Here is a 20,502-nt window from a genome sequence, read left to right on the forward strand (position 1 = left end):
CGCATCGTTCAATCGCTCCAAACCAAGTAAAAACACAATCAAGGAGAGTTCCCAATGACAGCACCGATCGCCAGCAAGGCGCAACGGCTTCGCAGGCGCTTGCTGCTGGCCACGGCCTGCACCCTCTGCAGCGCCACGGCCCTGGCGCAGGCGCCCACCCCCGATTACCCCTCCCATCCGATCCGCATGGTGGTGACTTTTCCGCCCGGCGGGAGCGCCGACGCGGTGGTGCGCATGCTGGTGCCGCGGCTCAACGAGAAACTGGGCCAGCAGATGGTGGTGGACAACCGGCCCGGTGCCGGCGGCAACGTGGGCCTTTCGCTGGTGGCGAAGGCGCCCGCCGACGGCTACACGCTCGGGCTGGGCGCGGCCGGGGCGCTCACCGCCAATGTGAACCTTTATCCGCAGATGCCCTTCGACCCGGTGAAGGACTTCAAGCCGGTCGGCATGGTCGCCGCCACGCCGTTCGTGATCGTCGGGCATCCCTCGGTGGGTGCGCGCACGCTGCGCGAACTGATCGCGCTGGCCAAGGCGAAGCCGGGCACGATCTCGATGGGCCACGGCGGCAACGGCACCGCGATGCACCTGTCGACCGCGCTCTTCGCGCAAATGGCCGATGTGAAGCTGATCGAGGTGCCCTACCGCGGCTCGGGCCCGGCGGCGCTCGATGCCATGGCGGGCCAGGTGCAGCTCGCGCTGGTCGACCTCCCCGCCTCGCTGCAGCAGATCCGGGCCGGCAAGCTGATCGCCTTCGGGGTGACGAGCGCGCAGCGCGTGCCGATGCTGCCCGACGTGCCCACCGTGGCCGAAGCGGGCCTGCCGGGCTACGACTCGACCGGCTGGTTCGGCGTGGTGGCGCCGGCCGGCACGCCCGCGCCCATCGTGGCGCGGCTCAATGCGGAGATCAACGCCGCGCTCGGCGACGAGCAGATCAAGGCCTCGATGCGCAACCTCGGCGCGGAGCCCGCACCGACATCGACCGAGGCCTTCGAGGCCTACATCCGCAGCGAAACGAAGAAGTGGGCCAAGGTGATCCAGGTCGCCAACATCAAGCTCGACTGACGGGCCAGAGATACAGGGATGCACTGACAAATGAACGACACCACACTGAGAGCCGACGTGCTCATCATCGGCGCGGGCCCCGTGGGCCTCACGCTGGCCATGGACCTCGCGTCGCGCGGCGTCTCGGTGATCATCTGCGAAACGCGCCGCTTCGCCGAGCCGCCGAACGTGAAGTGCAACCACGTGGCCTCGCGCACCATGGAGCAATTCCGGCGCCTGGGCGTGGCGCAGAAGCTGCGCGACGCGGGCCTGCCCGCCGACTACCCGAACGACGTGGTGTTCCGCACCACGGTGACGGGCGCCGAGCTCACGCGCATTCCGATCCCGTGTCGGCGCGACCGCTACACCGAGACCGAAGGCCCCGACGCCTGGTGGCCCACGGCCGAGCCGCCGCACCGCATCAACCAGATCTACCTCGAACCCATCCTGCTGAAGCACACGGCGGCGCTACCGGGCGTGCAGTTGCTCAACCGCACGCAGTTCGCGGGCTTCACGCAGGACAGGGAAGGCGTGACCGCCATCGCCACCGAAATGGATGGCGGCGTCACCCGCAGCATCCGCTGCCGCTACATGGTCGGCTGCGACGGCGGCAGCTCGGCGGTGCGCAAGCAAATCGGCGCCAAGCTCGAAGGCACGGCCGTCATCCAGCGCGTGCAGTCGACCTTCATCCGCGCGCCGCAACTGCGCGCCATGATTCCTGGCAAGCCGGCGTGGTCGTACTACGCGATGAACCCGCGCCGCTGCGGCACGATGTTCGCCATCGACGGGCACGAGACCTGGCTGGTGCACAACCACCTGAACGCCGAGGAGCCCGAATTCGATTCGGTTGACCGCGACCAGGCACTGCGCGACATCCTGGGCGTGGGCCCCGACTTCCAATACGAAGTCATCAGCAAGGAAGACTGGATCGGCCGCCGCCTCGTGGCCAACCGCTTCCGCGAAGGCCGCGTGTTCCTCGCGGGCGACGCGGCGCACCTGTGGGTGCCGTACGCGGGCTACGGCATGAACGCGGGCATCGCCGATGCGCTCAACCTCTCGTGGCTGCTCGGCGCCTGCGTGCAGGGCTGGGGCGACGAGGCGATGCTGGACGCCTACGAGGCCGAGCGCCAGCCGATCACCGAGCAGGTGTCGAACTTCGCGATGGACCATGCGCAGAAGATGATCCGCGCGCGCCGCGCCGTGCCGCAGAACATCGAGGCGCCCGGCCCCGATGGCGATGCGCTGCGCGCCGACATCGGCCGTGAGGCCTATGCGCTCAACGTGCAGCAGTTCTGCTGCGGCGGGCTGAACTTCGGCTACTTCTACACGGGCTCGCCGATCATCATTGCGGACGGCGAGCACACCGCGCCGCCCTACTCGATGGGCGACTTCACGCCCTCCACCGTGCCCGGCTGCCGCGCGCCGCACTTCTGGCTGGCCGACGGCCGCTCGCTGTACGACGCGTTCGGCCCCGGCTACACGCTGCTGCGCTTCGACCGCAGCGTGGATGTGCGGCCGCTGGAGCGCGCCGCGCAGACCTTCAACATGCCGCTCACCGTGCTCGACATCGAGACCGCCGAAGTGCCCAAGGCCTACGCCCACCGACTGGTGCTGTGCCGCGCGGACCAGCATGTCGCCTGGCGCGGGGCGCACCTGCCGTTCGACGTGTACGACTTCGTCGCCATCCTGCGCGGCGATGCCAAGCGGGTGCGCGAGCGCAGGCGGGCGCTGGCTTGGGAAGGCGTCGTCGCCGCCGCCTGAGGGCGTTGCCTAGGGCCGCGCCGCGACCACGCGGTACGCCAGCCACACAACCAGCGCGGGGGCGAGCGCGAAGCTCGCGAAAAGCCACACAGCCGCTGACTGCGCACCCTCGACGCCACCCGGCAGCGTGAGCCCCGCCGCATTGGCCACCAGCCCCGCCACCGCGGCGCCCACGGCCATGCCATAGAGCTGGATCGTGGTGATCGAGGCGGAGGCGCGGCCTTCTTCTCCCTTCGGTGCCAGCGACAGCACGCGCGTCACCAGGTGCGGCCAGCCGATGCCCACGCCCAGGCCCACAACGGCGAGCGCCACGGCGACCAGCACGGTCTCGAAGCCCGCGCCCAGATAGCCGGGGAACGGCAGCAGCAGCGCGAGCGCCACGAGCCCCAGCATGCAGGCCGCCGGGCCAACGCGCAGCATGCGATCGGCGCCCGCACCGTTGCGCCCCGACGACAGCAGCGAGCCCGCGCTCCATCCGCCGGCCATCGCGGCCGTGAGGTAGCCCGCCGCGAGCGGCGAATGGCCGTGCAGCAGCTGCAGGAAGTACGGCACGAAGATCTCGGTGGTGGTGCCGATCAGCAGCAGCGCGATGCTTGCGTAGATGGCGCCCAGCGGCGCACTCAGCACGTACGCGCCGGTCGGCAGGAGCCGCACCGTGGCCTGGCGGTCGACACGCGTGGCGACGACGCCGATGCCCAGGCCCAGCACCACGCCCACCGCCTGCCAAGCCAGGTCGGACAGGAACCCGCTCGCCGCAATCACCAGCACCGAGACGGCCAGCAAGCCGATCTGCAGCGCCGGAATGCGCGGCAGGTTCGCCGGCCTCGAATGGCGCACACCGGCACCGGGCCGCAACTGCACCATCACCAGCAGCGCCTGCGCCGCGGCCACCGGCAGCAGGAACCAGAAAGCCCAGCGCCAGTGCCCCGATTGCGCGAACAGCCCGCCCACCGCCGGCCCGCACAGCGTGGCGACGCCCCACATGCCCGACACCAGCGCCACCGCGCGCGGCCACAGCCGCTGCGCGAACACCAGCTGGATCAGCGCATAGCTCAGCGCCGCGAGCATGCCGCCGCCCAGCCCCTGCACCGTGCGGCCGGCGAGCATCCAGTGCATCGCCGGCGCGAGCGCGCAGCCCATCGAACCGGCGGTGAACACGGCCAGCGCCGCAAGGCAGGCGCCGCGCGGTCCCAGCACCGCGAGCAACCGCACCGACAGCGTGGCCCCGAGGATGGAGCCCACCACGAACAGCGTGGTGCTCCATGCGTACCAGTCGAGCCCACCGATCTCGCGCACCACCGAGGGCAGCACCGTGGTCACGATGTGGACGTTGACCGCGTGCAGCGCGACGCCCCCGGTGAGCGCCAGCGCGCGCCATCCGTTGCGGCCAGTGAAGAGCTCGCCCCATCCGGCCGTGGCCGGCGGCGAGATCGAGGAGGGATCGGCGGAGGAGGAGGAAGCGGCAGGCGGCATGGCGAACCCGAAAGGCTGGAAAGGAGCCCGGATACTAGGCGCCGACACTCAATTAAACAAGCTAATGCTTTGATAAATAAAACCCAGGGCCCGGATCGCCCAGCGCCCGGATGCGCGACACTTCGGGCCTGATGCAAGCCGCTTCCCCTTCTTCTTCCTCCGACGTCCCCCTGTCCGGCGCCATGCCGCAACCCTCGATCCGCCGCCCCACCCTGCGCTTCCTGTTCGGGCACCCGGCGCACGCCATCGCGCTGGGCTTCGGCTCGGGCCTGCCGCGCTTTGCGCCCGGCACCGTGGGCACGCTCTGGGCCTGGGTCGCCTTCGTGGTGATGCAGCTGTGGTTCACGCCGGCCACGATCGGATGGATCATCCTGGCGTCGCTTCCCATCGGCTGGTGGGCCTGCACCGTGACGGCGCGCGACATGAACATTGCCGACCCCGGCGCCATCGTGTGGGACGAGGTCGTCGCCTTCTGGATCGTGCTCTGGCTGGTCACGCCGGCCGGGCTCTTCGCGCAGGCCATCGCCTTCGGCCTGTTCCGCTTCTTCGATGCCGCCAAGCCCGGCCCCGTCGCCTGGGCCGATGCGCTGTTCAAGCAGCGCGACACCACCGCCCAGACCACCCAGGTGCGCTGGTGGCGCGCGGGCTTCGGCATCATCCTCGACGACCTGGTGGCGGCCTTCTGCACGCTGCTGGTCATTGCACTCTGGCGCGCTTGGTGAACACCATGGATTCCTCTTTCTCTTCGACCTTGTCGTCGCCGCTCCCCGACCAGGACACGCCGGCGCTCGTCACGGCCGTGGCCGAACGACTGCTGAAAAAAGGCTGGCTGCTCTCTACCGCCGAGAGCTGCACCGGCGGCCTGATCGCCGCGGCCTGCACCGAGCTGGCCGGCTCCAGCGCATGGTTCGAGCGCGGCTTCATCACCTATTCCAACGCGGCGAAGACCGAGCTGCTGGGCGTCGACGCGGTGTTGATCGATGCCCACGGCGCGGTCAGCGAGCCGGTGGCGCGCGCCATGGCCGTCGGTGCGATCGCGCACTCGGCCCCCTCCCGCGCGGCCATCGCGGTCACCGGCATCGCCGGCCCCACGGGCGGCACGCCCGAGAAGCCGGTCGGCACGGTGTGGTTCGGCTGGTCAGTCGATGGGCAGTTGCGCACCGAGCGCCGCCGCTTCGACGGCGACCGCGCCACGGTGCGCGCGGCCACGGTGCACTACGCGCTGCAGACGCTGGTGACGCTGCTGGGCGATTAAGCCCCGCGCCTCCGCTTCTTCAAGCCATCATGAAATCGCCGAGCGCACGGCGCGGTGCGGCCTGCACCGGCGCCATCGGGTAGCCGAGCCGGCACATCATCTGCACCGTCGGGCTGCGTGCATTGCGCGGGGGTTCGGCGCCGAGCAGCAGGTCGTGCGCCGCCGCGTGATGCGGCGCCATTTCCGCGAATTCTTCCAGCGGCTGGCTCATCGGGTGCAGGCCCACGCCGAGGTCGGTCGCGCGCAGTTGCTGGCGCACATAGGCGCGGCCCGCGGCGATCTGGTCGGTGCGGCTGTTGCCGCGCGTGCTGAGCCAGACAAAGCCCATCGCCGTGTGAGCCTGGTCCTCGAACACCTGGAGGGTCTCCTTGAACGACTCGCTGTCTTCCGGCGCGGGCACGTTGCGGTCGAACTGCCCCAGCGCGATGGCCAGGCGCAGCGCCGGGTCGTTGCGCGAGAAGCCGTCGCGGTGCGCGAGGATCTCCTGCGGCCCGACGCGCAGCATCCGCAGGTTCTCCAGCGCGGTGCCGGGCGTGGCGATTTCCACGCGCGCGGCCGCCGCGCAAAGCTTGCGCAGCACCCGCACGCGGGGCATGTCGACCGTGCCGTCGGCCTGCACCGTGCCGCCCGCGGGCGCGATGGCGGTGAGCCCCTGCAGCATGTCGGCCGACACCGGCCGGCCGGTGTCGAAACGCTGTTTCGGCGTGCGGCGCCGCAGCACCTGCGCGAACAGCGGATCGGGCGCGCCACCACTCGACAGCCGCAGCCGCGCCACCGGAATGTGCGGCCAGTGCCGCGGCTCGCTGGGCAGCTCGCCCTCCGGCCACAGCTGCACGCTGGCCAGGATGCCCTGCTGCGCGAGCGCCATCACCAGCAGTTCGATGAAGGCGCCATGGCCGATGAGGGCCTGGCGGCCGTACGGATCGGTCTCGGGCAGCAGGCGCTCGCGGTCGCAGTAGAGAACGATGGCGTCGGGCTCGCGCAGGTCCACCAGCCACGGCTGGCAGTTGTAGGCGGTGGGCGCGGTGACCGCATAGGCCACGGCGCGCTTGCGCGCATCGGGCTCATTGCCCGGTCCGTTCCATATCTCGAGTGCGGCCGCCGGAATGTCGGAGTGCAGCCACCAGGTCGCCAGAGCCACCGCGCCTGCCGCCACCACCACACCGCCTCCCAGCAGCCGAACAAAATTTCTTCGTTCATCCATTGCGGGCATTATCGAAAGCCGCCTTCCAATTCACAATGCGCCATGTTTTGTTAACAGATATGCAAATCTGAATACATGGGCCTCGACAGCAACCTCGATTTCGACTGGCGACTGGTGCGTGCCTTCCTCGCCGCGCTCGACCACGGCAGCCTGCTGGCCGCCTCGCGCGCGCTGGGTTCGAGCCAGCCAACGCTGGGCCGGCACATCGCCGAGCTCGAAACCCAACTGGGCGTGGTGTTGTTCGAGCGCACCGGCCGGGGCCTGCGCCCGACGGCCATGGCCGCGCGGCTGGCCGAATCGGCGCGGGCCATGGAGAGCGGCGCGGTCTCGCTGTCGCGCAGCGTGTCGGGCGCCAATGCCACCACCGCGGGCACGGTGCGCATCTCGGCCAGCCAGGCCACGGCGCGCCAGATGCTGCCTGCGCTCCTGGTGCGCATGCGGCAGGAGCTGCCGGAGATCCAGGTCGAGCTGGTCTCGACCAACGAGATCAGCAACCTCCTGCGGCGCGAGGCCGACATCGCGATCCGCATGACGCAGCCCACCACGGCCACGGTGGTGGCGCGGCGCATCGGGCGGTTCGCGCTCGGCGCCTTCGCGCACGTCGACTACCTGCGCCGCCGCGGCACGCCGCGCCAGACGGCCGAACTGCTGCGGCACGATGTGCTGGGCTACGACCGCATCGACACCATCATCCGCATGTCCGCGCAGTTGGGCACGCCGCTGCAGCGCAATGACTTCTGCTTTCGCACCGACGACATGGGCGCCTACTGGGAAGCGCTGCGCCAGGGCATGGGCATCGGTTTCGTGAGCGAATCGCTCGCGCGCACCGACAGCCAGGTGCAGCGCGTGCTGCCGCAACTCAAGATCCCGTCGCTGCCGGTGTGGCTCGCGGTGCACCGCGAGATCCGCACCGACCGGCGCATACGCGCCGTCTATGATTTCCTCGCGCGCAACATCCCGGCGTCGATCTAAGTCCCCAAAACTCCAAGAGGCCTCATGACAGCAGCCACCAATGCCCAGACCATCGAGCGCTTCTACAGCGCGTTCGCAAAGCTCGACGCCGCCACCATGGAGGCCTGCTATGCGCCCGATGCGGTGTTCGACGACGAGGCCTTTTCCCTGCGCGGGCGGCGCGAGGTGGGCGGCATGTGGCGCATGCTGGCCACCGCCACGAAGGCCAAGGGCGCGGACGTGTGGCGCCTGACCTTTCGCGACGTGCAGGCCGACGACACCACGGGCAGCGCCCACTGGGACGCGCACTACCGCTTCAGCGCCACGGGCCGGCTGGTGGACAACAGCATCGACGCACGCTTCACCTTCACGCCCGAGGGCCTGATCGCCACGCACCGCGACACCTTCCCGTTCTGGACCTGGTCGCGCCAGGCGCTCGGCACGCCGGGCCTGCTGCTGGGCTGGACGCCGATGCTGCGCAACAAGGTGCGCGCCACTGCTGCCGGCAATCTTTCCAAATTTCTTTCGAGCCAACCCTCATGAGCAACGACATCGTTTTCACCTCCAACGAAGCAGCCCACCGTTACGAAGCTTCCATCGACGGCCAGCTCGCGGGCTACGCCGAATACAACCTCTTGACCGACGCGATCATGTTTACGCACACCGAGGTGCTGCCGGCCTTCGAAGGCAAGGGTGTGGGCTCGGGCATTGCGAAGCACGTGCTCGGCGAGGCGCGCACGAAGGGGCTGCATGTGATTCCGGTGTGCCAGTTCATTGCGGGCTACATCCGCAAGCACCGTGAGTACGCCGACCTCGTGCGGCCGGACATTCAACGCGCCTTCAAGATCTGACGGACACGGCCTTCGGCGCGGGCAGCCACGCGAAGGCCGCGATGCCCAGCACCAGCAATATGGCAATGGTGGCCAGCACGGCCGTGAGCGGATCGCCGCCATGCGCCGCGGCAATAGAGGCCGCGACACCCGTGCCCCACTGCATCAGCGCAACGCCGAGGAACATCGCCATCGTGAAGACGGCCATCGCGCGCCCGGTGAGCGTGAGCGGATAGGCCACCCGCACGTCCGCGTACTGCCACACGATGAAGCCCGAGAGCATGCCGATCAGCACCATGCCGAAGATGTCGAGCCATGCCGAGTGCAGCACCGCGATGAGCGCGAAGAGCGCGGCGTAGACCAGTCCGCAGATCACGATCCAGCGGCGGCGCGCGGCGCCGTCGCGGTCCAGCCGTCCGAACAGCGGCGCGCCGACGAGCGAGATCACCGACACGGCGAGCGCGACGTTGCCGCTCTGCACCAGCGAGTAGCCGTGGCGCTCCATCATCAGCGGCCCGAGCCAGAGGCCGCGCAGCGAGATGAAGGCGGCATACGTGACCGCGCCGAGCACCATGATGCCCAGCGTGTGCGGCATCGCGAACAGCGCGCCGAACTGGCGGATCGCCTCGGGAATCGACTCTTTCACCTGCGGCACGGCCGATGCGGGCTCATGCACCCAGTACCAGATCGCGAGCCACGCCAGCGCTGCGGCAACCGCCAGCACGAGGAAACCCGCGCGCCACGAATACGCCTGCACCAGCCAGGCGAGCGGCGTGCCGGTGGCCAGCATGCCGATGCCGCCGATGGCGAGCACCATGCCCGACACGGTGGCGAAGCGCGCCGCCGGAAAGTGCCGCGCGATGAAGACGGTGCACACCAGAAAGGCCGGCGCGCAGCCCACGCCGATCAGCGCCTGTCCCGCGACCAGCACGAGATAGCTGGACGCCACCGCCGAGAGCAATGCGCCCGCGATCGCGATGGGAAAGGCCACGAGCACCGTGCGGCGCACGCCGTGCAGATCGATGCCGATGCCCATGAAGAGCTGCATCGCACCGAAGGCGAAATGAAAAGCCCCCGAGAAAATTCCGAGGGCCTGGGCGGAGAGCTTGAAATCCGTCTGCAGCGGGCTCGCCATGATGGCGCCGACCGTGCGGAAGGCCTGGCTGAGTGCGACCCCGGCGCAGAGCGCGAGGACCATCACCCAGGCCGCGCGCGGCGTCAGGGGTGCGACGACGCTCTCCGGACCGGTGCTAGGCGGCACCGTGGCACTTCTTGTACTTTTTTCCGCTGCCGCAAGGGCACGGATCGTTGCGCCCCGGCGTGGCTTCCTTGCGAATCGTCTCGACCTTCGGCCCCAGGCTCTTCCAGAGCTGGCGCAGGTCGTACACCGCCCAGATGGCGGCGCCGAAGTCGTCCAGCCGCTGCTGGCTCACGCTGGGCGGCGCATCGTCGCTGTACATCGAGAGCGTGGGCTTGGCGGTGTCGTCTTCGGTCAACGCGACGATGTTGTCGAGCGCGTCGTCGAGCATCTGCGCGGCGTCCTTGTCGCGCGGGGTGGCCCAGTCCTCGGGCCAGTTCTCGACCGCGTACATGAAACCGAGCGCCCAGACCTGCGCGAACGAAGGGATCGCCTCGCCGGCCACTTCGGCGCGCTCTTCCTCGGGGAGCGAGGCGATGGCGCCGCGGGTGTCGAGCACCTCGGGCTGCCAGCTGCGTTCGTCGTCGAGCGTTTCGACGGGGGCGTCCAGGCCCTCTTCGATCTCGCGCCAGCGGCGCTTCCAGTTCCAGACGAACTCCATGTGCTGGGCCGGAACGAAGCTGTCGCCCAGCAGCACGGGCCAGTATTCGGTGGGCTCGATGGGCCGGCGGGTGCAGATCAGCGCGGCCATGAAGCCCTCGCAGAACTCCCACTGGGGGATTTCCTCGTCGTGCTCGCGCATGGCGTCCAGCGCGGTGTCCAGGGCGTCGAAATCGTCGGGGCCCAAGGGTTCCTGGGCGGGCGTGGTGGGGGTCTGTGGGGTGTCGGGGGAAGTCGTCATGGCAGGTTCGGGGCAGCCCTCTATGATGCAGCAGGCTCCCGGAGTCATCTATTTCTATGCCCACGATTATTCCGTTTCCGGCGCGCTACAGCGCCTTTGCCTTGTGCGTGGTCGGGCTGGTCGCCTGCCTGGCCTTCGTGCTGGTGTCGCCGCATCTGTGGCTCGCGTGGATCGGCGTGGCGGTGTTCGCGGTACTTTCAGGTACCGGCATCCACGATCTGCGGCAGCCGCGGCACGCGATCCTGCGCAACTACCCGGTCATCGGCCACCTGCGCTTTCTGCTGGAGTTCATCCGGCCCGAGATGCGGCAGTACTTCATCGAGAGCGATTCCGAAGCGGCGCCCTTCTCGCGTGCGCAGCGCTCGCTGGTCTACCAGCGCGCCAAGGGCGAGCCGGACAACCGGCCGTTCGGCACGCAGCTCAACGTGACCATCGCGGGCTACGAGTGGATCAACCATTCGATGCAACCGACCAAGCTCGCGAACCACGATTTCCGCATCGTGATCGGCGGCACGGCGCAGCCCGCTGACGCGAACTCCGCGCAGGTCTGCACACAGCCATATAGCGCGAGCGTGTTCAACATCTCCGCGATGAGCTTCGGCGCACTGTCCGCCAACGCCATCCTCGCGCTCAACCAGGGCGCCAAGATGGGCGGCTTCGCGCACGACACCGGCGAGGGCTCGATCTCGCAGCACCACCGGGTGCATGGCGGCGACCTGATCTGGGAAATCGGCTCGGGCTACTTCGGTTGCCGCAACGACGACGGCACCTTCAACGCCGAGCGCTTCGCCGCCAACGCGCGCGACCCGCAGGTGAAGATGATCGAGATCAAGCTGAGCCAGGGCGCCAAGCCCGGGCACGGCGGCGTGCTTCCCGCCCCCAAGGTCACGCCCGAGATCGCGGCCGCGCGCGGCGTGCCGGTGGGCGTGGACTGCATCTCGCCCTCGTCGCACAGCGCGTTCTCCACGCCGACCGAGATGATGCATTTCGTCGCGAAGCTGCGCGAGCTTTCGGGCGGCAAGCCCACCGGCTTCAAGTTCTGCCTGGGCCATCCGTGGGAATGGTTCGGCATCGTCAAGGCGATGCAGGCGACGGGCATCACGCCCGACTTCATCGTGGTCGACGGCGCCGAGGGCGGCACGGGCGCGGCGCCGGTCGAGTTCAGCGACCACGTGGGCGCGCCGCTGCAGGAGGGCCTGCTGCTGGTGCACAACACGTTGATCGGCGTGAACCTGCGCCATCGCATCAAGATCGGCTGCGCAGCCAAGGTGATCACCGCCTTCGACGTGGCGCGCATGATGGCGCTGGGCGCCGACTGGTGCAACGCGGCGCGCGGTTTCATGATGGCGCTGGGCTGCATCCAGGCGCAGAGCTGCCACACCGGCCACTGCCCCACCGGCGTGACCACGCAGGACCCGCTGCGCCAGCAGGCGCTGGTGGTGCCGACCAAGGCCGACCGGGTGCGCAACTTCCACCGCAGCACGCTGCATGCGCTGCAGGAGCTGGTGCAGGCCGCGGGCCTCGATCATCCGCAGCAGATCACCGCGCACCACATCGTGCGCCGCATCTCCGACACCGAAGTGCGCCTGTTGAGCAACCTGGTGATGCAGGTGCAGCCGGGCGCGCTGCTCGGGCCGCTCGACGCGCAGCACAATGTCTTCCGTACCTACTGGCCGCTGGCCAGTGCAGAGAGTTTCCAGCCCGTGACGCAGGGCCCCCAGGGCTTGGTGCCGGGCTTCGCAATGGCCGCATGAATCTACTGAGACGAGGCGCTTCGACGCGCCTGCACAGCGCGAAAGGCGCGGCTTCGGCGCCGGCGCCGGCGCCGCTCGACGCGCTGCCCGAGCCCCCATCGCCCGGCGACTACGCCGAGTTCCTTCGCATCACGCTCCCGAAGCAGGAAAAGAACGTGGCCAGCCATCGCTTGGGCAGCGAACGTGTGTGGCTCAAGAAGGCCGGACCGCGCCACGGCAAGTGGGGCTACCGCGTGATGGCGGCGGTCGCGCGGATGGCGCGGCTGGACATCATCAAGCCGGTGCCCAATCCGGGCGGCGAAGCCGCCATCGCCACCGAGGCGCGGCGCCTGAAGCAACTCGCGGCCGCGGGCCTGCGCGTGCCCACGGTGCTCGCGCAGCAATCCGATGGCCTGCTGATTTCCGACCTCGGCGAAAGCGGCCGCGCCACCGTCGTGCTGCAGGAGCGCCTGGACCAGGCCGCAGCCGCCGGCCCCGCCGCGCTGCTCGCCGTGTGGCGCGAAGGCCTTGCCGCCATCGCGGCCGTGCATGTGCGCGGCCAGCACCTGAGCCAGGCCTTCGACCGCAACCTCGTACAGTGCCCCGACGGCGTGATCGGCTACATCGATTTCGAGGACGACCCCGCCGAGGTCATGACGCTGACCGAGTGCCAGGCGCGCGACTGGCTCAGCTACCTGCATTCGACGGCCATGATGCTCGAGGCCGCCGCGCCGCAGGCGGCCGGCCAGCACTGGCATGCGGCGCTCGCCACGGTGAACGAAGAGGTGCGCGAGCGCATCGCGAATGCGGCGCGGCGCATGAGGTGGGCGCGCAAGCTGCCCGCCAGCCGCCGCTGGGGGCGCGACACGCAGCGCGTGCGTGCGGTGGCGCGGCTGCTCGGGCGCTGGCACGACGCGGGCGTCTGACCCCTTTTCCTCAGCTCAGGGCTTGACCGTCCACCGCAGCGCGGCCAGCAGGTTGCTGTGGTCATCGGTCCACGTCGTCACGCCCGCGGCATCGATGGCCTCGCCACGCTCGCGGATCACCGGGTCCTGCAGGAAGCGCGGGTCGCGCGTGAGCAGCACGTATTCCGACGAATGTTCGAGCGTGAGGTTGTTGGGCACGGGCTCGAAATGCACACGCAGCGCCTGCATGCCCGCATCCTCGGCCAGGCGCTTGACCACCGGCGCGAGCAGCAGGTGCCGGTTGCTGATGTGGAAGGCGATCACGCCTGTGGGCAGCAGGTGCTTGTCGTAGAGCGCCAGCGCCTCGCGCGTCATCAGGTGCATCGGAATGGCATCACCCGAGAAGGCGTCGACCACGATCACGTCGAAGCGCTGCGAACCCTGTGCATCAAGCTCCTGCTGCATCAGGAGGCGCGCATCGCCTTGCGCGACTTCGACCGTCGCGGGCGAATCGGCAAGGTAGGTGAAATGCGAGCGCGCCGCCGCCGTCACGCGCGGGTTGATCTCGTAGAAGCGCACCGTGTCGCCCGCGCGTCCGTAGGCCGCCAGCGTGCCCACGCCCAGGCCGATCACGCCCACGCGCTGCGTCTCGCCGCGGTTCGTGAGCAGCGCCAGGCCGGCGCCCGACTTCGGCCCGTAGTAGGTGCTGGGCAGGCGGCGCTGCACCGCGCCCTGCAGTTGCTCGCCGTGCGAGATCACGCCGTGCATCAAGCGGCGCGATGCGGTCAGCGCGCCCGGAATGCCGAACTGCTCCACGCGCAGCGCACCGTAGAAGTTGCGCACGCGCAGCATCGTGCGGTTGTCGGCTTCGAGCACGCTGTACACCGAGAGCCAGGCCACTGCCACCGAGGCCAGCGCGCCGGCGAGCCCCGCGGCCGCTGCCCATGAGCGCGCCCGCCACGCGGTGTAGCCCACCGCGAAGAGCGCCAGCGCGCTCACCGCCGCATACAGCACATTGAGCGACACGGCCACCGCGTCCATCCGCAGAAATGCCGCGAATCCCACCACGATGGCGAACGCGAACACCGCCCACACCCATTTCTGCCGTGCACGCGTGAGCCACAGCACGATCAGCCCCGGCACCGCCAGGCTCGCCGGCAGTTCCCAGTAGCCGTTGAAGAAATGCGGCGCGACCACGCCCGCGAAGATGCCACCCACCGCACCGCCCAATGCCAGCAGCAGGTAGAAGCGCGTGAGGCGCTCGGGCCCGGGCCGCGCGCGTGCGAGCTCGCCGTTGGCGAACATGCAGATCGCGAAGAGCCCGGCGCAGTAGAGCCCGATGGCCGCGGCGATCGGCAGCGAACGCTGCGGCGTGTTCAGGTACCAGCCCATCACCGGCGTGAGCACCAGCACCGCGGGCCAGAAGAGCCAGCGCCGGTACCAGAAGTCGCTGTCGAAGCACAGCACGAAGCTCAGCAGGTACAGCGCGAGCGGCACGATCCACAGCATCGGCACCGAGGCGATGTCCTGCGTGATGAAGGCCGACACCGCCAGCAGCGCGACCGTGCCGAGCGCGGCCAGCACCAGCCACAGCAGCTGGTCGGACCACGACAGCGGCGTTGCCGGCGCAGTGGTTGCAGCCGTTTCGTCGCCAGTACGCGCCGGTCGCGCCTTCCCCACGGCCACCACCGACACGATCGCCAGCACCGCGAACAGCCCGAAGCCCACCGACCATGCGACGGCCTGCGCACGCAGCGCGAACACCGGCTCCAGCACGAAGGGATACACCACGAGGGCCGCCAGCGCCGCGAGGTTCGACAGCGCGAACAGCCGGTAGACCTTCGCCTGCCGCGGCGCATCGCCCGCATGCAGCCGCGCGACCCAGCTCTGCACCAGCGGCCCGGTGGTGCACACCGCGAGGTACGGCAGCCCGATGGTGACGGCCAGCACCGCGAGCACGCCCGCCGACGGGTCGCCCTGCCCGGTCGGCTTCCACGCCGCATCGGGAATCACCGGCAGCATCGCGCAGGCCGCGAGCAGGAGGAGCGCATGCACGATGGCCTGCGTACGCAGCGGCCGGCGCGAGAGCCAGTCGGCATAGAAGTAGCCGACGAGCAGCACCACCTGGAAGAACACCAGGCACAGCGTCCACACCGCGGCCGAGCCGCCGAACCACGGCAGGATCTGCCGCGCGATCAGCGGCTGCACCAGGAACAGCAGGAAGGCCGAGACGAAGATCGTCGATGCAGAGAGCGCCAGCGCGCCAGCGCCACGCGCAGCGTGCGCGCCCTGTGCGGCGCTCGCGCCATGCCCGGCGTGCACGGCCTCGCGCATCAGGGCGCTTTGCCCGGGTTCGGCACCTTGTCGAGCTGGCCCTTGACCGAGGCGTCCCAGATGGCCGGGCAGAAGGAGTTGCCGTCGCCCACCTTGTCGGCCAGCGCGTCGACGCCGCGGGCCAGGAGTTGCGAAGCCCACTCGGTGCTGTTGTTGCGCACGAAAGCGAAGATGTTGGTCATGGCGTCCTGCGGCTTCTCGAGCACATTGATGCCCGCATTGTTGCTCCACGCCGGGTCCCACTGCAGGTCGATGCTGCGGTCGCTTTTGGGGCCGAACGAATAGAACGGGTGCCAGAACATCGGCGACTCCATGCCCGCCACGCCTTCGGCCGACAACGGGATCTTGCCGTTGGCGATGTAGTACGCATCGAGCTGGTTGAGGCGGAAATCGGTGCCCGGCGCGGTGGCGCCGTCGGTGGACATGAGCTTGAACCACGCCTCGCCCACGAACTGGTAGCCCTTGAGCGCGGTGAGGATGATCTTGTTGGCCACCGGAATCCCGAGGCGGTAGCCGTAGTGCACGCGAAGGTGCAGCACGCTGGATTCGCCCAGCGTCTTGTTCGACACGTTGCCGCGCAGCTCGGCGTCGGGCGGCGTCGGGTCGCCGATGCCCGTCGTGGTGCTCATCGCCTTGGCCTTGAAGTCGTAGGGCAGGGGCTTGCGATAGCGCATGGTGTCGTTGGGGATCTGCATGATCCAGCGGTTCTCGCCGAAGTTCTCGATGAAGGCCCAGTCGATGAAGGTGGTCTGCGTCGGGTTCAGGTATTCGATGCACGCCGACTCGATCAGGTCGGTGTTGGTGTCGATCCAGCCCTTGAACATGCCGCCCACGCTGGCCTCTCGCACATTGAGCGGCATCATCCCTTTCACCAGACCCTGCCACACGCTGCCGCGCGTGAGCACGTTGGTGGTGAGTTCCAGGGCCGCGCTGTTCAGCGTGCTCAGGCCCGGCACGGTCGAGTTGCCCATGCGAAAGATGAAGGGCAGCGGCATGCCGTTGTTGAGCGAGCCCGCGCGCGCGGCTTCGTGCGCGGCGTACTCCAGCGTGAGGCGCGCGCGATAGATGAGGCCGAACTGCACCACGCACATCACGAACAGGATCAGCACCGGCAGCGCGATCATGGTCTCGGTCATGGAGACGCCGCGCTGGCGGCGCTTGCCTTGAAGAGTGGAATGCATTGCTGTTCTCCTCTGTGTGTGGTTACCAGCCCGACAACTTCAACCCCGGACGCAGCGCGAGCCGCCGCGCCTGGCCCGCGGCCAGCTCGAGCACGTTGGCCGCGCGCAGGCACATGGCCATGCGCATCGGGCGCAGGCTCTCGACCACGCGCGCGATGCCGCCGTGCCGGTCGAGAAAGACGACGTCGATCGGATAGCGCATGCCCACCGTGTGCACCGAGCTGCAGCGCATGATCAGAAGGCCCTCGCTCGCGGCCAGCCGCGGTCGGCCGAGCAGCCCGCGCGTACGGTCCCAGCCGCGCTCGGCCACGCGCACGGGGCCGAAGGGCTGGGCCTGGGGGGAGCGGAGGGAGACGATGCGCATCGGTGGTGTCGGCGATTTCAGTGGTGTCAGTGGTTCTGGGTTTCGAGGAACTGCATCACCAGCGGGAAAAAAATGATGATGAAGGTCACGGGGAAGATGAAGATCACCAGCGGCCCGATCATCTTCACGGGCGCCTCCATCGCGAGCTTCTCGGCCATCTGAAAGCGCTCGGTGCGGCGCTGGTCCGAAATGGCCGAGAGCGTGTCGGCCAGGCTCGCGCCCAGCGACTCGGCCTGCGTGAGGTTCGACACCAGGCTCTTGATGTGCTTGTTGTCGAGGCGATCGGCCAGCGCGTTGAGCGCGTCCATGCGGCTCGCGCCGGTGCGCATCTCGCGCATCATCCGGTCGAACTCCTGGCCGAGCGCGCCGCCCGGGCCCTTCTGCACCGCCTGCGCGATCGCGCCGGTGAGGCTCAGGCCCGCCTGGCAGCACAGCGTGATCATGTCCAGGTAGCCGGGCAGCGTGCGCAAGATATCTTTCTCGCGGCGCTTGCGGCGGTCGCGCATCCACATCACCGGGTAGAGCCACCCCGTCACGCAGGACGCCAGCGTCACCCACACCTTGGTGCCCGCCATCGCATCGAGCAGGCCGGCCGTCCAGAGGCCGAGCGCGGCCACGATGAGCATCGACACGCACTGCACCGCGATGAACTCCTCGGCCTTGAGCACGAACTCCAGGCCCGCCAGTTGCAGCTGGCGCTTGCGCTTGACCAGCATCGAGGTGGGCGCGATCTCCGACACATGGAACTGCAGGATGTTCACCACCGGCCACACCAGCCGCAACATGCGCGGCAGCGGATCCATGTGCGTGCGCTCCGAAGGCCTCGCCTTCCGGATCAGCGAGATCATGTAGAGCAGCAGGATCACGCCCGTGGTCGCGCACAGGAAGATGATGGCCAGGAGGATCAGCGAGCGCATGGCAATCTCGGATCTTTAAATGTCGATCGCCACGATCTTGCGGATCATGGCGTAGCCCAGCATCAGCATGATGGCGATCACGGTCAGCACGACCCAGCCGATCGTCGTGGAGAACAGCAAACCCATGGTCGGCTGCATCAGGTACAGCACGCCCATCAGCAACAGCGGAAAGAGCGTCATCACCAGGCCCTGGATACGCCCCTGCGCCGTCAGCGCCTTGATGCGGCCTTCGAGAATGGCCTTGCGCCGCAGCGTCTCGGCCAGCACCTGCAGCGGCTCCGAGAGATTGCCGCCCACTTCCTTCGATACGCGCAGCGCCACCACCACCAGCACGAAGTCGGGAATGCCCAGGCGCTGCGACATCTTCTGGATCGCATCGTCGAAGCTCACGCCCAGGCGCTGCTCCTTGAGCACCAGGCCGAACTCCTGGCCGAGCGGGCCCACCTGGTCGCGCACCAGCACCTGGATGGCGACCGAGAGCGCGCTGCCGGCGCGCAGCGCGCTGGCAATGAAGAGCAGCGCATCGGGCAGCTCCGATTCGATCTGCTGGCGGCGCTTCTTGCGCTGCCACGCGAACCAGCGCGCGGGCAGCAGATACAGCACCACCGCCGCCACCACGCCGCCGATCAGGTTGCCCGAGATGAGCCAGCCGATCGCGCCGCACAGCGCCACCAGGAAGGCGTGCCCCGAGGCGAACGCCACCGCGTGCTGCGCCTGGAACTCCGACAGGTTCAGCGAGCGCCGGCCGCTCGCCTGCAGCTTGGACATCATCTTGCCGACCAGCTCCGGCGAGCGCTGCAGCAGCAGGTAGCCGCACAGCGTGATGAAGCCCATGCCGCAGAGCACGGAGGCCAGGAGGATCATTCCCTTCATGGCACGGTCTCCCCGAAGAGGTATTCCAGGTCGAGCTTCAGGCCGTGCTCCTGCAGGCGCGTGAAGAACTCGGGCACGGTGCCCGCGGCGGTGAAGTGGCCGACGGTCTTGAAGGTGTCGTCCACGCCGGTCTTTCGGAAGGCATACACGTCCTGCATCTGGATCGTGCCGTCGGCAAAGCCCGTGATCTCGGTGATCTGCGTGACCTTGCGGCTGCCGCACGGAAAACGCGTGAGCTGCACGATCAGGTCGACCGCCGAGGCGATCTGCTCGCGGATCGCCGACACCGGGATGTTCATGCCCGCCATGGTCACCAGCACTTCGAGCCGCGACATCGCATCGCGCGGCGAGTTGCTGTGCAGCGTGGTGAGCGAGCCGTCGTGGCCGGTGTTCATGGCCTGCAGCATGTCCAGCGCCTCGCCGCCGCGGCACTCGCCCACCACGATGCGGTCGGGCCGCATCCGCAGCGAGTTGCGCACCAGGTCGCGAATCGCGATGGCGCCCTTGCCTTCGATGTTGGCCGGCCGCGATTCGAGCGACACCAGGTTGGGCTGCCCCAGTGAGAGCTCGGCCGCATCCTCGATGGTCACGATGCGCTCGTTCGGCGGAATGAAGTTCGACACCATGTTCAGGAGCGTCGTCTTGCCGGTGCCCGTGCCGCCCGAGACGATGATGTTGAGCTTCTCCTCCACCGCGATGCGCATGAAGTCCACCATCTGCGCGGTGATCGAGCCGGTGCGGATCATCCCCTCGTGGCCCATGCGGTTCTTCGGAAACTTCCGGATCGTGACGCTCGGCCCGCGCAGCGCGAGCGGCGGAATGATCGCGTTCACGCGCGAGCCGTCCTTCAGCCGCGCATCCACCATCGGCGAACTCTCGTCGATGCGCCGGCCCAGCGGCGTCACGATGCGCTCGATGGCGCCGAGCACCGCGATGTTGCTGGTGAAGGCGACGTTGGTGCGCTCCAGCCGGCCCGCACGCTCGATCCAGATTTCGTCGAAGCGGTTGACCATCACTTCGGTCACGCTCTCGTCCTTCAGCAGCACCTCGAGTGGGCCGAGACCGATGGCTTCGTCGAGCAGTTGCTGGCTCAGGAGCGCCCGGTCGAGTTCGGGCGGCATGTCGCGCGTGTCGCGGATGATCTCGGCGATCAGCGCGCGGATGTTGGAGCGCAGCTCCTCGTCCTTCATCTGCGCGGTGTCGATGCGGCGGTTGTCCAGCTGCTGCAGCAGCGTGCGGTGCAGCGAGCGGCGCCATTGCAGGAGCGGGTCCTCGATGGCGAGCGCCGCCTCGGCGTACTGCGCCGCCTCGGCCGCCTCCTGCGGGTCCTCGCCCGCGGGCCTGAGCGCCGTGTCCAGCGACACCACCAGCGTGTGGCCGCCGATGATGATTTCCTCGCCGCCCTTCATCGGGCCGAAGCGCGTCACGCGGTTGCCGTCGACCCAGGTGCCGAAGAGGCTGCCCAGGTCCTGCACGAACACCTCCTCGTCGTGCAGCACGAACTGGGCGTGCAGCTTGGCGACGTTCCAGCCCGACAGCACGATGTGGTTGCCGGCGTCCTTGCCGACCTGGAGTTCCGCGACGTCGATCGGGACCTCGCGCACGACCTGCTGCGGGGAATTGACGAAGACCTTGTGCATG

The 20,502-nt window shown here is 68.8% G+C and carries 19 protein-coding genes; 9 read left to right on the forward strand and 10 right to left on the reverse strand.

Going from position 1 to position 20,502, the window contains the following annotated elements:
- Window positions 1-54 precede the first annotated feature (54 nt).
- Both NU688_RS20795 and NU688_RS20800 read left to right on the forward strand, forming a co-directional pair.
- On the forward strand, window positions 55-1,062 hold the full coding sequence (locus NU688_RS20795; RefSeq protein WP_257862695.1) for a tripartite tricarboxylate transporter substrate binding protein: 1,008 nt from the start codon (window positions 55-57) through the stop codon (window positions 1,060-1,062).
- Between the two features lie 30 nt (window positions 1,063-1,092).
- Window positions 1,093-2,802, forward strand: a complete 1,710-nt coding sequence (locus tag NU688_RS20800; RefSeq protein ID WP_257862696.1) for an FAD-dependent oxidoreductase — start codon at window positions 1,093-1,095, stop codon at window positions 2,800-2,802.
- Between the two features lie 9 nt (window positions 2,803-2,811).
- On the opposite strand, the gene NU688_RS20805 is transcribed toward NU688_RS20800, so the two are convergent.
- Window positions 2,812-4,275, reverse strand: a complete 1,464-nt coding sequence (locus NU688_RS20805; RefSeq protein ID WP_257862697.1) for an MFS transporter — start codon at window positions 4,273-4,275, stop codon at window positions 2,812-2,814.
- A 182-nt stretch (window positions 4,276-4,457) separates the two neighbouring features.
- Here NU688_RS20805 and NU688_RS20810 point away from each other — a divergent pair, with 182 nt between their 5' ends.
- Together NU688_RS20810 and NU688_RS20815 are read left to right on the forward strand one after the other, a co-directional pair.
- A complete protein-coding gene (locus NU688_RS20810) occupies window positions 4,458-4,997 on the forward strand; it encodes a phosphatidylglycerophosphatase A (protein WP_257862835.1) in 540 nt (179 codons plus the stop codon).
- Between the two features lie 5 nt (window positions 4,998-5,002).
- On the forward strand, window positions 5,003-5,530 hold the full coding sequence (locus tag NU688_RS20815) for a CinA family protein (protein ID WP_257862698.1): 528 nt from the start codon (window positions 5,003-5,005) through the stop codon (window positions 5,528-5,530).
- 19 nt (window positions 5,531-5,549) lie between these two features.
- Here NU688_RS20815 and NU688_RS20820 read toward each other — a convergent pair whose 3' ends face one another.
- Complete coding sequence (locus NU688_RS20820) at window positions 5,550-6,734, reverse strand: twin-arginine translocation pathway signal protein (protein WP_257862699.1); 1,185 nt, start codon at window positions 6,732-6,734, stop codon at window positions 5,550-5,552.
- A gap of 75 nt (window positions 6,735-6,809) precedes the next feature.
- Here NU688_RS20820 and NU688_RS20825 point away from each other — a divergent pair, with 75 nt between their 5' ends.
- Genes NU688_RS20825 through NU688_RS20835 form a run of 3 tightly spaced genes read left to right on the forward strand, consistent with a single transcriptional unit; the run spans window position 6,810 to window position 8,536 of the window.
- Complete coding sequence (locus NU688_RS20825) at window positions 6,810-7,706, forward strand: LysR family transcriptional regulator (RefSeq protein WP_257862700.1); 897 nt, start codon at window positions 6,810-6,812, stop codon at window positions 7,704-7,706.
- A gap of 24 nt (window positions 7,707-7,730) precedes the next feature.
- Entirely contained in the window at window positions 7,731-8,228 is a 498-nt protein-coding gene (locus NU688_RS20830) for a nuclear transport factor 2 family protein (protein ID WP_257862701.1), read from the forward strand.
- Window positions 8,225-8,536, forward strand: coding sequence for a GNAT family N-acetyltransferase (locus NU688_RS20835; RefSeq protein WP_257862702.1), 312 nt, complete (start codon window positions 8,225-8,227; stop codon window positions 8,534-8,536). The genes NU688_RS20830 and NU688_RS20835 overlap by 4 nt, the downstream gene beginning before the upstream one ends.
- Here NU688_RS20835 and NU688_RS20840 read toward each other — a convergent pair.
- The gene (locus NU688_RS20840) at window positions 8,526-9,713 is read right to left on the reverse strand and encodes an MFS transporter (RefSeq protein ID WP_257862836.1); all 1,188 of its coding nucleotides are present in this window, start codon (window positions 9,711-9,713) and stop codon (window positions 8,526-8,528) included. The genes NU688_RS20835 and NU688_RS20840 overlap by 11 nt on opposite strands.
- 52 nt (window positions 9,714-9,765) lie before the next feature.
- Entirely contained in the window at window positions 9,766-10,554 is a 789-nt protein-coding gene (locus NU688_RS20845; RefSeq protein WP_257862703.1) for a UPF0149 family protein, read from the reverse strand.
- Window positions 10,555-10,610: 56 nt separating this feature from the next.
- Between NU688_RS20845 and NU688_RS20850 the strand changes: the two genes are divergently transcribed.
- The gene (locus tag NU688_RS20850) at window positions 10,611-12,308 is read left to right on the forward strand and encodes an FMN-binding glutamate synthase family protein (RefSeq protein ID WP_257862704.1); all 1,698 of its coding nucleotides are present in this window, start codon (window positions 10,611-10,613) and stop codon (window positions 12,306-12,308) included.
- Entirely contained in the window at window positions 12,305-13,213 is a 909-nt protein-coding gene (locus tag NU688_RS20855) for a hypothetical protein (protein WP_257862705.1), read from the forward strand. Before NU688_RS20850 ends, NU688_RS20855 begins: the two co-directional genes overlap by 4 nt.
- Window positions 13,214-13,228: 15 nt before the next feature.
- On the opposite strand, the gene NU688_RS20860 is transcribed toward NU688_RS20855, so the two are convergent.
- From NU688_RS20860 to NU688_RS20885, 6 genes are read right to left on the reverse strand one after another with little or no spacing between them, the layout of a single operon-like run.
- On the reverse strand, window positions 13,229-15,526 hold the full coding sequence (locus NU688_RS20860) for a spermidine synthase (protein ID WP_257862706.1): 2,298 nt from the start codon (window positions 15,524-15,526) through the stop codon (window positions 13,229-13,231).
- On the reverse strand, window positions 15,526-16,707 hold the full coding sequence (locus NU688_RS20865; protein WP_257862707.1) for a TadE/TadG family type IV pilus assembly protein: 1,182 nt from the start codon (window positions 16,705-16,707) through the stop codon (window positions 15,526-15,528). Before NU688_RS20865 ends, NU688_RS20860 begins: the two co-directional genes overlap by 1 nt.
- A 22-nt stretch (window positions 16,708-16,729) precedes the next feature.
- Complete coding sequence (locus tag NU688_RS20870; protein ID WP_257862708.1) at window positions 16,730-17,071, reverse strand: DUF192 domain-containing protein; 342 nt, start codon at window positions 17,069-17,071, stop codon at window positions 16,730-16,732.
- A 26-nt stretch (window positions 17,072-17,097) separates the two neighbouring features.
- Entirely contained in the window at window positions 17,098-17,988 is an 891-nt protein-coding gene (locus tag NU688_RS20875; RefSeq protein WP_206176921.1) for a type II secretion system F family protein, read from the reverse strand.
- A 15-nt stretch (window positions 17,989-18,003) separates the two neighbouring features.
- The gene (locus NU688_RS20880; protein WP_257862709.1) at window positions 18,004-18,861 is read right to left on the reverse strand and encodes a type II secretion system F family protein; all 858 of its coding nucleotides are present in this window, start codon (window positions 18,859-18,861) and stop codon (window positions 18,004-18,006) included.
- Entirely contained in the window at window positions 18,858-20,501 is a 1,644-nt protein-coding gene (locus NU688_RS20885; RefSeq protein ID WP_257862710.1) for an ATPase, T2SS/T4P/T4SS family, read from the reverse strand. The genes NU688_RS20880 and NU688_RS20885 overlap by 4 nt, the downstream gene beginning before the upstream one ends.
- Window position 20,502 lies beyond the last annotated feature (1 nt).

This window comes from Variovorax sp. ZS18.2.2 (assembly GCF_024701975.1).
Taxonomy (GTDB): domain Bacteria; phylum Pseudomonadota; class Gammaproteobacteria; order Burkholderiales; family Burkholderiaceae_C; genus Variovorax.

What these genes read in the sequence shown, in the direction of transcription:
- NU688_RS20810 (WP_257862835.1), top strand. Translation starts at nt 4,458, where the DNA reads ATGCCGCAACCCTCGATCCGCCGCCCCACCCTGCGCTTCCTGTTCGGG.
- NU688_RS20815 (WP_257862698.1), top strand. Translation starts at nt 5,003, where the DNA reads ATGGATTCCTCTTTCTCTTCGACCTTGTCGTCGCCGCTCCCCGACCAG.
- NU688_RS20820 (WP_257862699.1), bottom strand. Translation starts at nt 6,734, where the DNA reads ATGGATGAACGAAGAAATTTTGTTCGGCTGCTGGGAGGCGGTGTGGTG.
- NU688_RS20865 (WP_257862707.1), bottom strand. Translation starts at nt 16,707, where the DNA reads ATGCATTCCACTCTTCAAGGCAAGCGCCGCCAGCGCGGCGTCTCCATG.
- NU688_RS20835 (WP_257862702.1), top strand. Translation starts at nt 8,225, where the DNA reads ATGAGCAACGACATCGTTTTCACCTCCAACGAAGCAGCCCACCGTTAC.
- NU688_RS20885 (WP_257862710.1), bottom strand. Translation starts at nt 20,501, where the DNA reads ATGCACAAGGTCTTCGTCAATTCCCCGCAGCAGGTCGTGCGCGAGGTC.
- NU688_RS20805 (WP_257862697.1), bottom strand. Translation starts at nt 4,275, where the DNA reads ATGCCGCCTGCCGCTTCCTCCTCCTCCGCCGATCCCTCCTCGATCTCG.
- NU688_RS20875 (WP_206176921.1), bottom strand. Translation starts at nt 17,988, where the DNA reads ATGCGCTCGCTGATCCTCCTGGCCATCATCTTCCTGTGCGCGACCACG.
- NU688_RS20825 (WP_257862700.1), top strand. Translation starts at nt 6,810, where the DNA reads ATGGGCCTCGACAGCAACCTCGATTTCGACTGGCGACTGGTGCGTGCC.
- NU688_RS20830 (WP_257862701.1), top strand. Translation starts at nt 7,731, where the DNA reads ATGACAGCAGCCACCAATGCCCAGACCATCGAGCGCTTCTACAGCGCG.
- NU688_RS20880 (WP_257862709.1), bottom strand. Translation starts at nt 18,861, where the DNA reads ATGAAGGGAATGATCCTCCTGGCCTCCGTGCTCTGCGGCATGGGCTTC.
- NU688_RS20850 (WP_257862704.1), top strand. Translation starts at nt 10,611, where the DNA reads ATGCCCACGATTATTCCGTTTCCGGCGCGCTACAGCGCCTTTGCCTTG.
- NU688_RS20855 (WP_257862705.1), top strand. Translation starts at nt 12,305, where the DNA reads ATGAATCTACTGAGACGAGGCGCTTCGACGCGCCTGCACAGCGCGAAA.
- NU688_RS20870 (WP_257862708.1), bottom strand. Translation starts at nt 17,071, where the DNA reads ATGCGCATCGTCTCCCTCCGCTCCCCCCAGGCCCAGCCCTTCGGCCCC.
- NU688_RS20860 (WP_257862706.1), bottom strand. Translation starts at nt 15,526, where the DNA reads ATGCGCGAGGCCGTGCACGCCGGGCATGGCGCGAGCGCCGCACAGGGC.
- NU688_RS20795 (WP_257862695.1), top strand. Translation starts at nt 55, where the DNA reads ATGACAGCACCGATCGCCAGCAAGGCGCAACGGCTTCGCAGGCGCTTG.
- NU688_RS20800 (WP_257862696.1), top strand. Translation starts at nt 1,093, where the DNA reads ATGAACGACACCACACTGAGAGCCGACGTGCTCATCATCGGCGCGGGC.
- NU688_RS20845 (WP_257862703.1), bottom strand. Translation starts at nt 10,554, where the DNA reads ATGACGACTTCCCCCGACACCCCACAGACCCCCACCACGCCCGCCCAG.
- NU688_RS20840 (WP_257862836.1), bottom strand. Translation starts at nt 9,713, where the DNA reads ATGGTCCTCGCGCTCTGCGCCGGGGTCGCACTCAGCCAGGCCTTCCGC.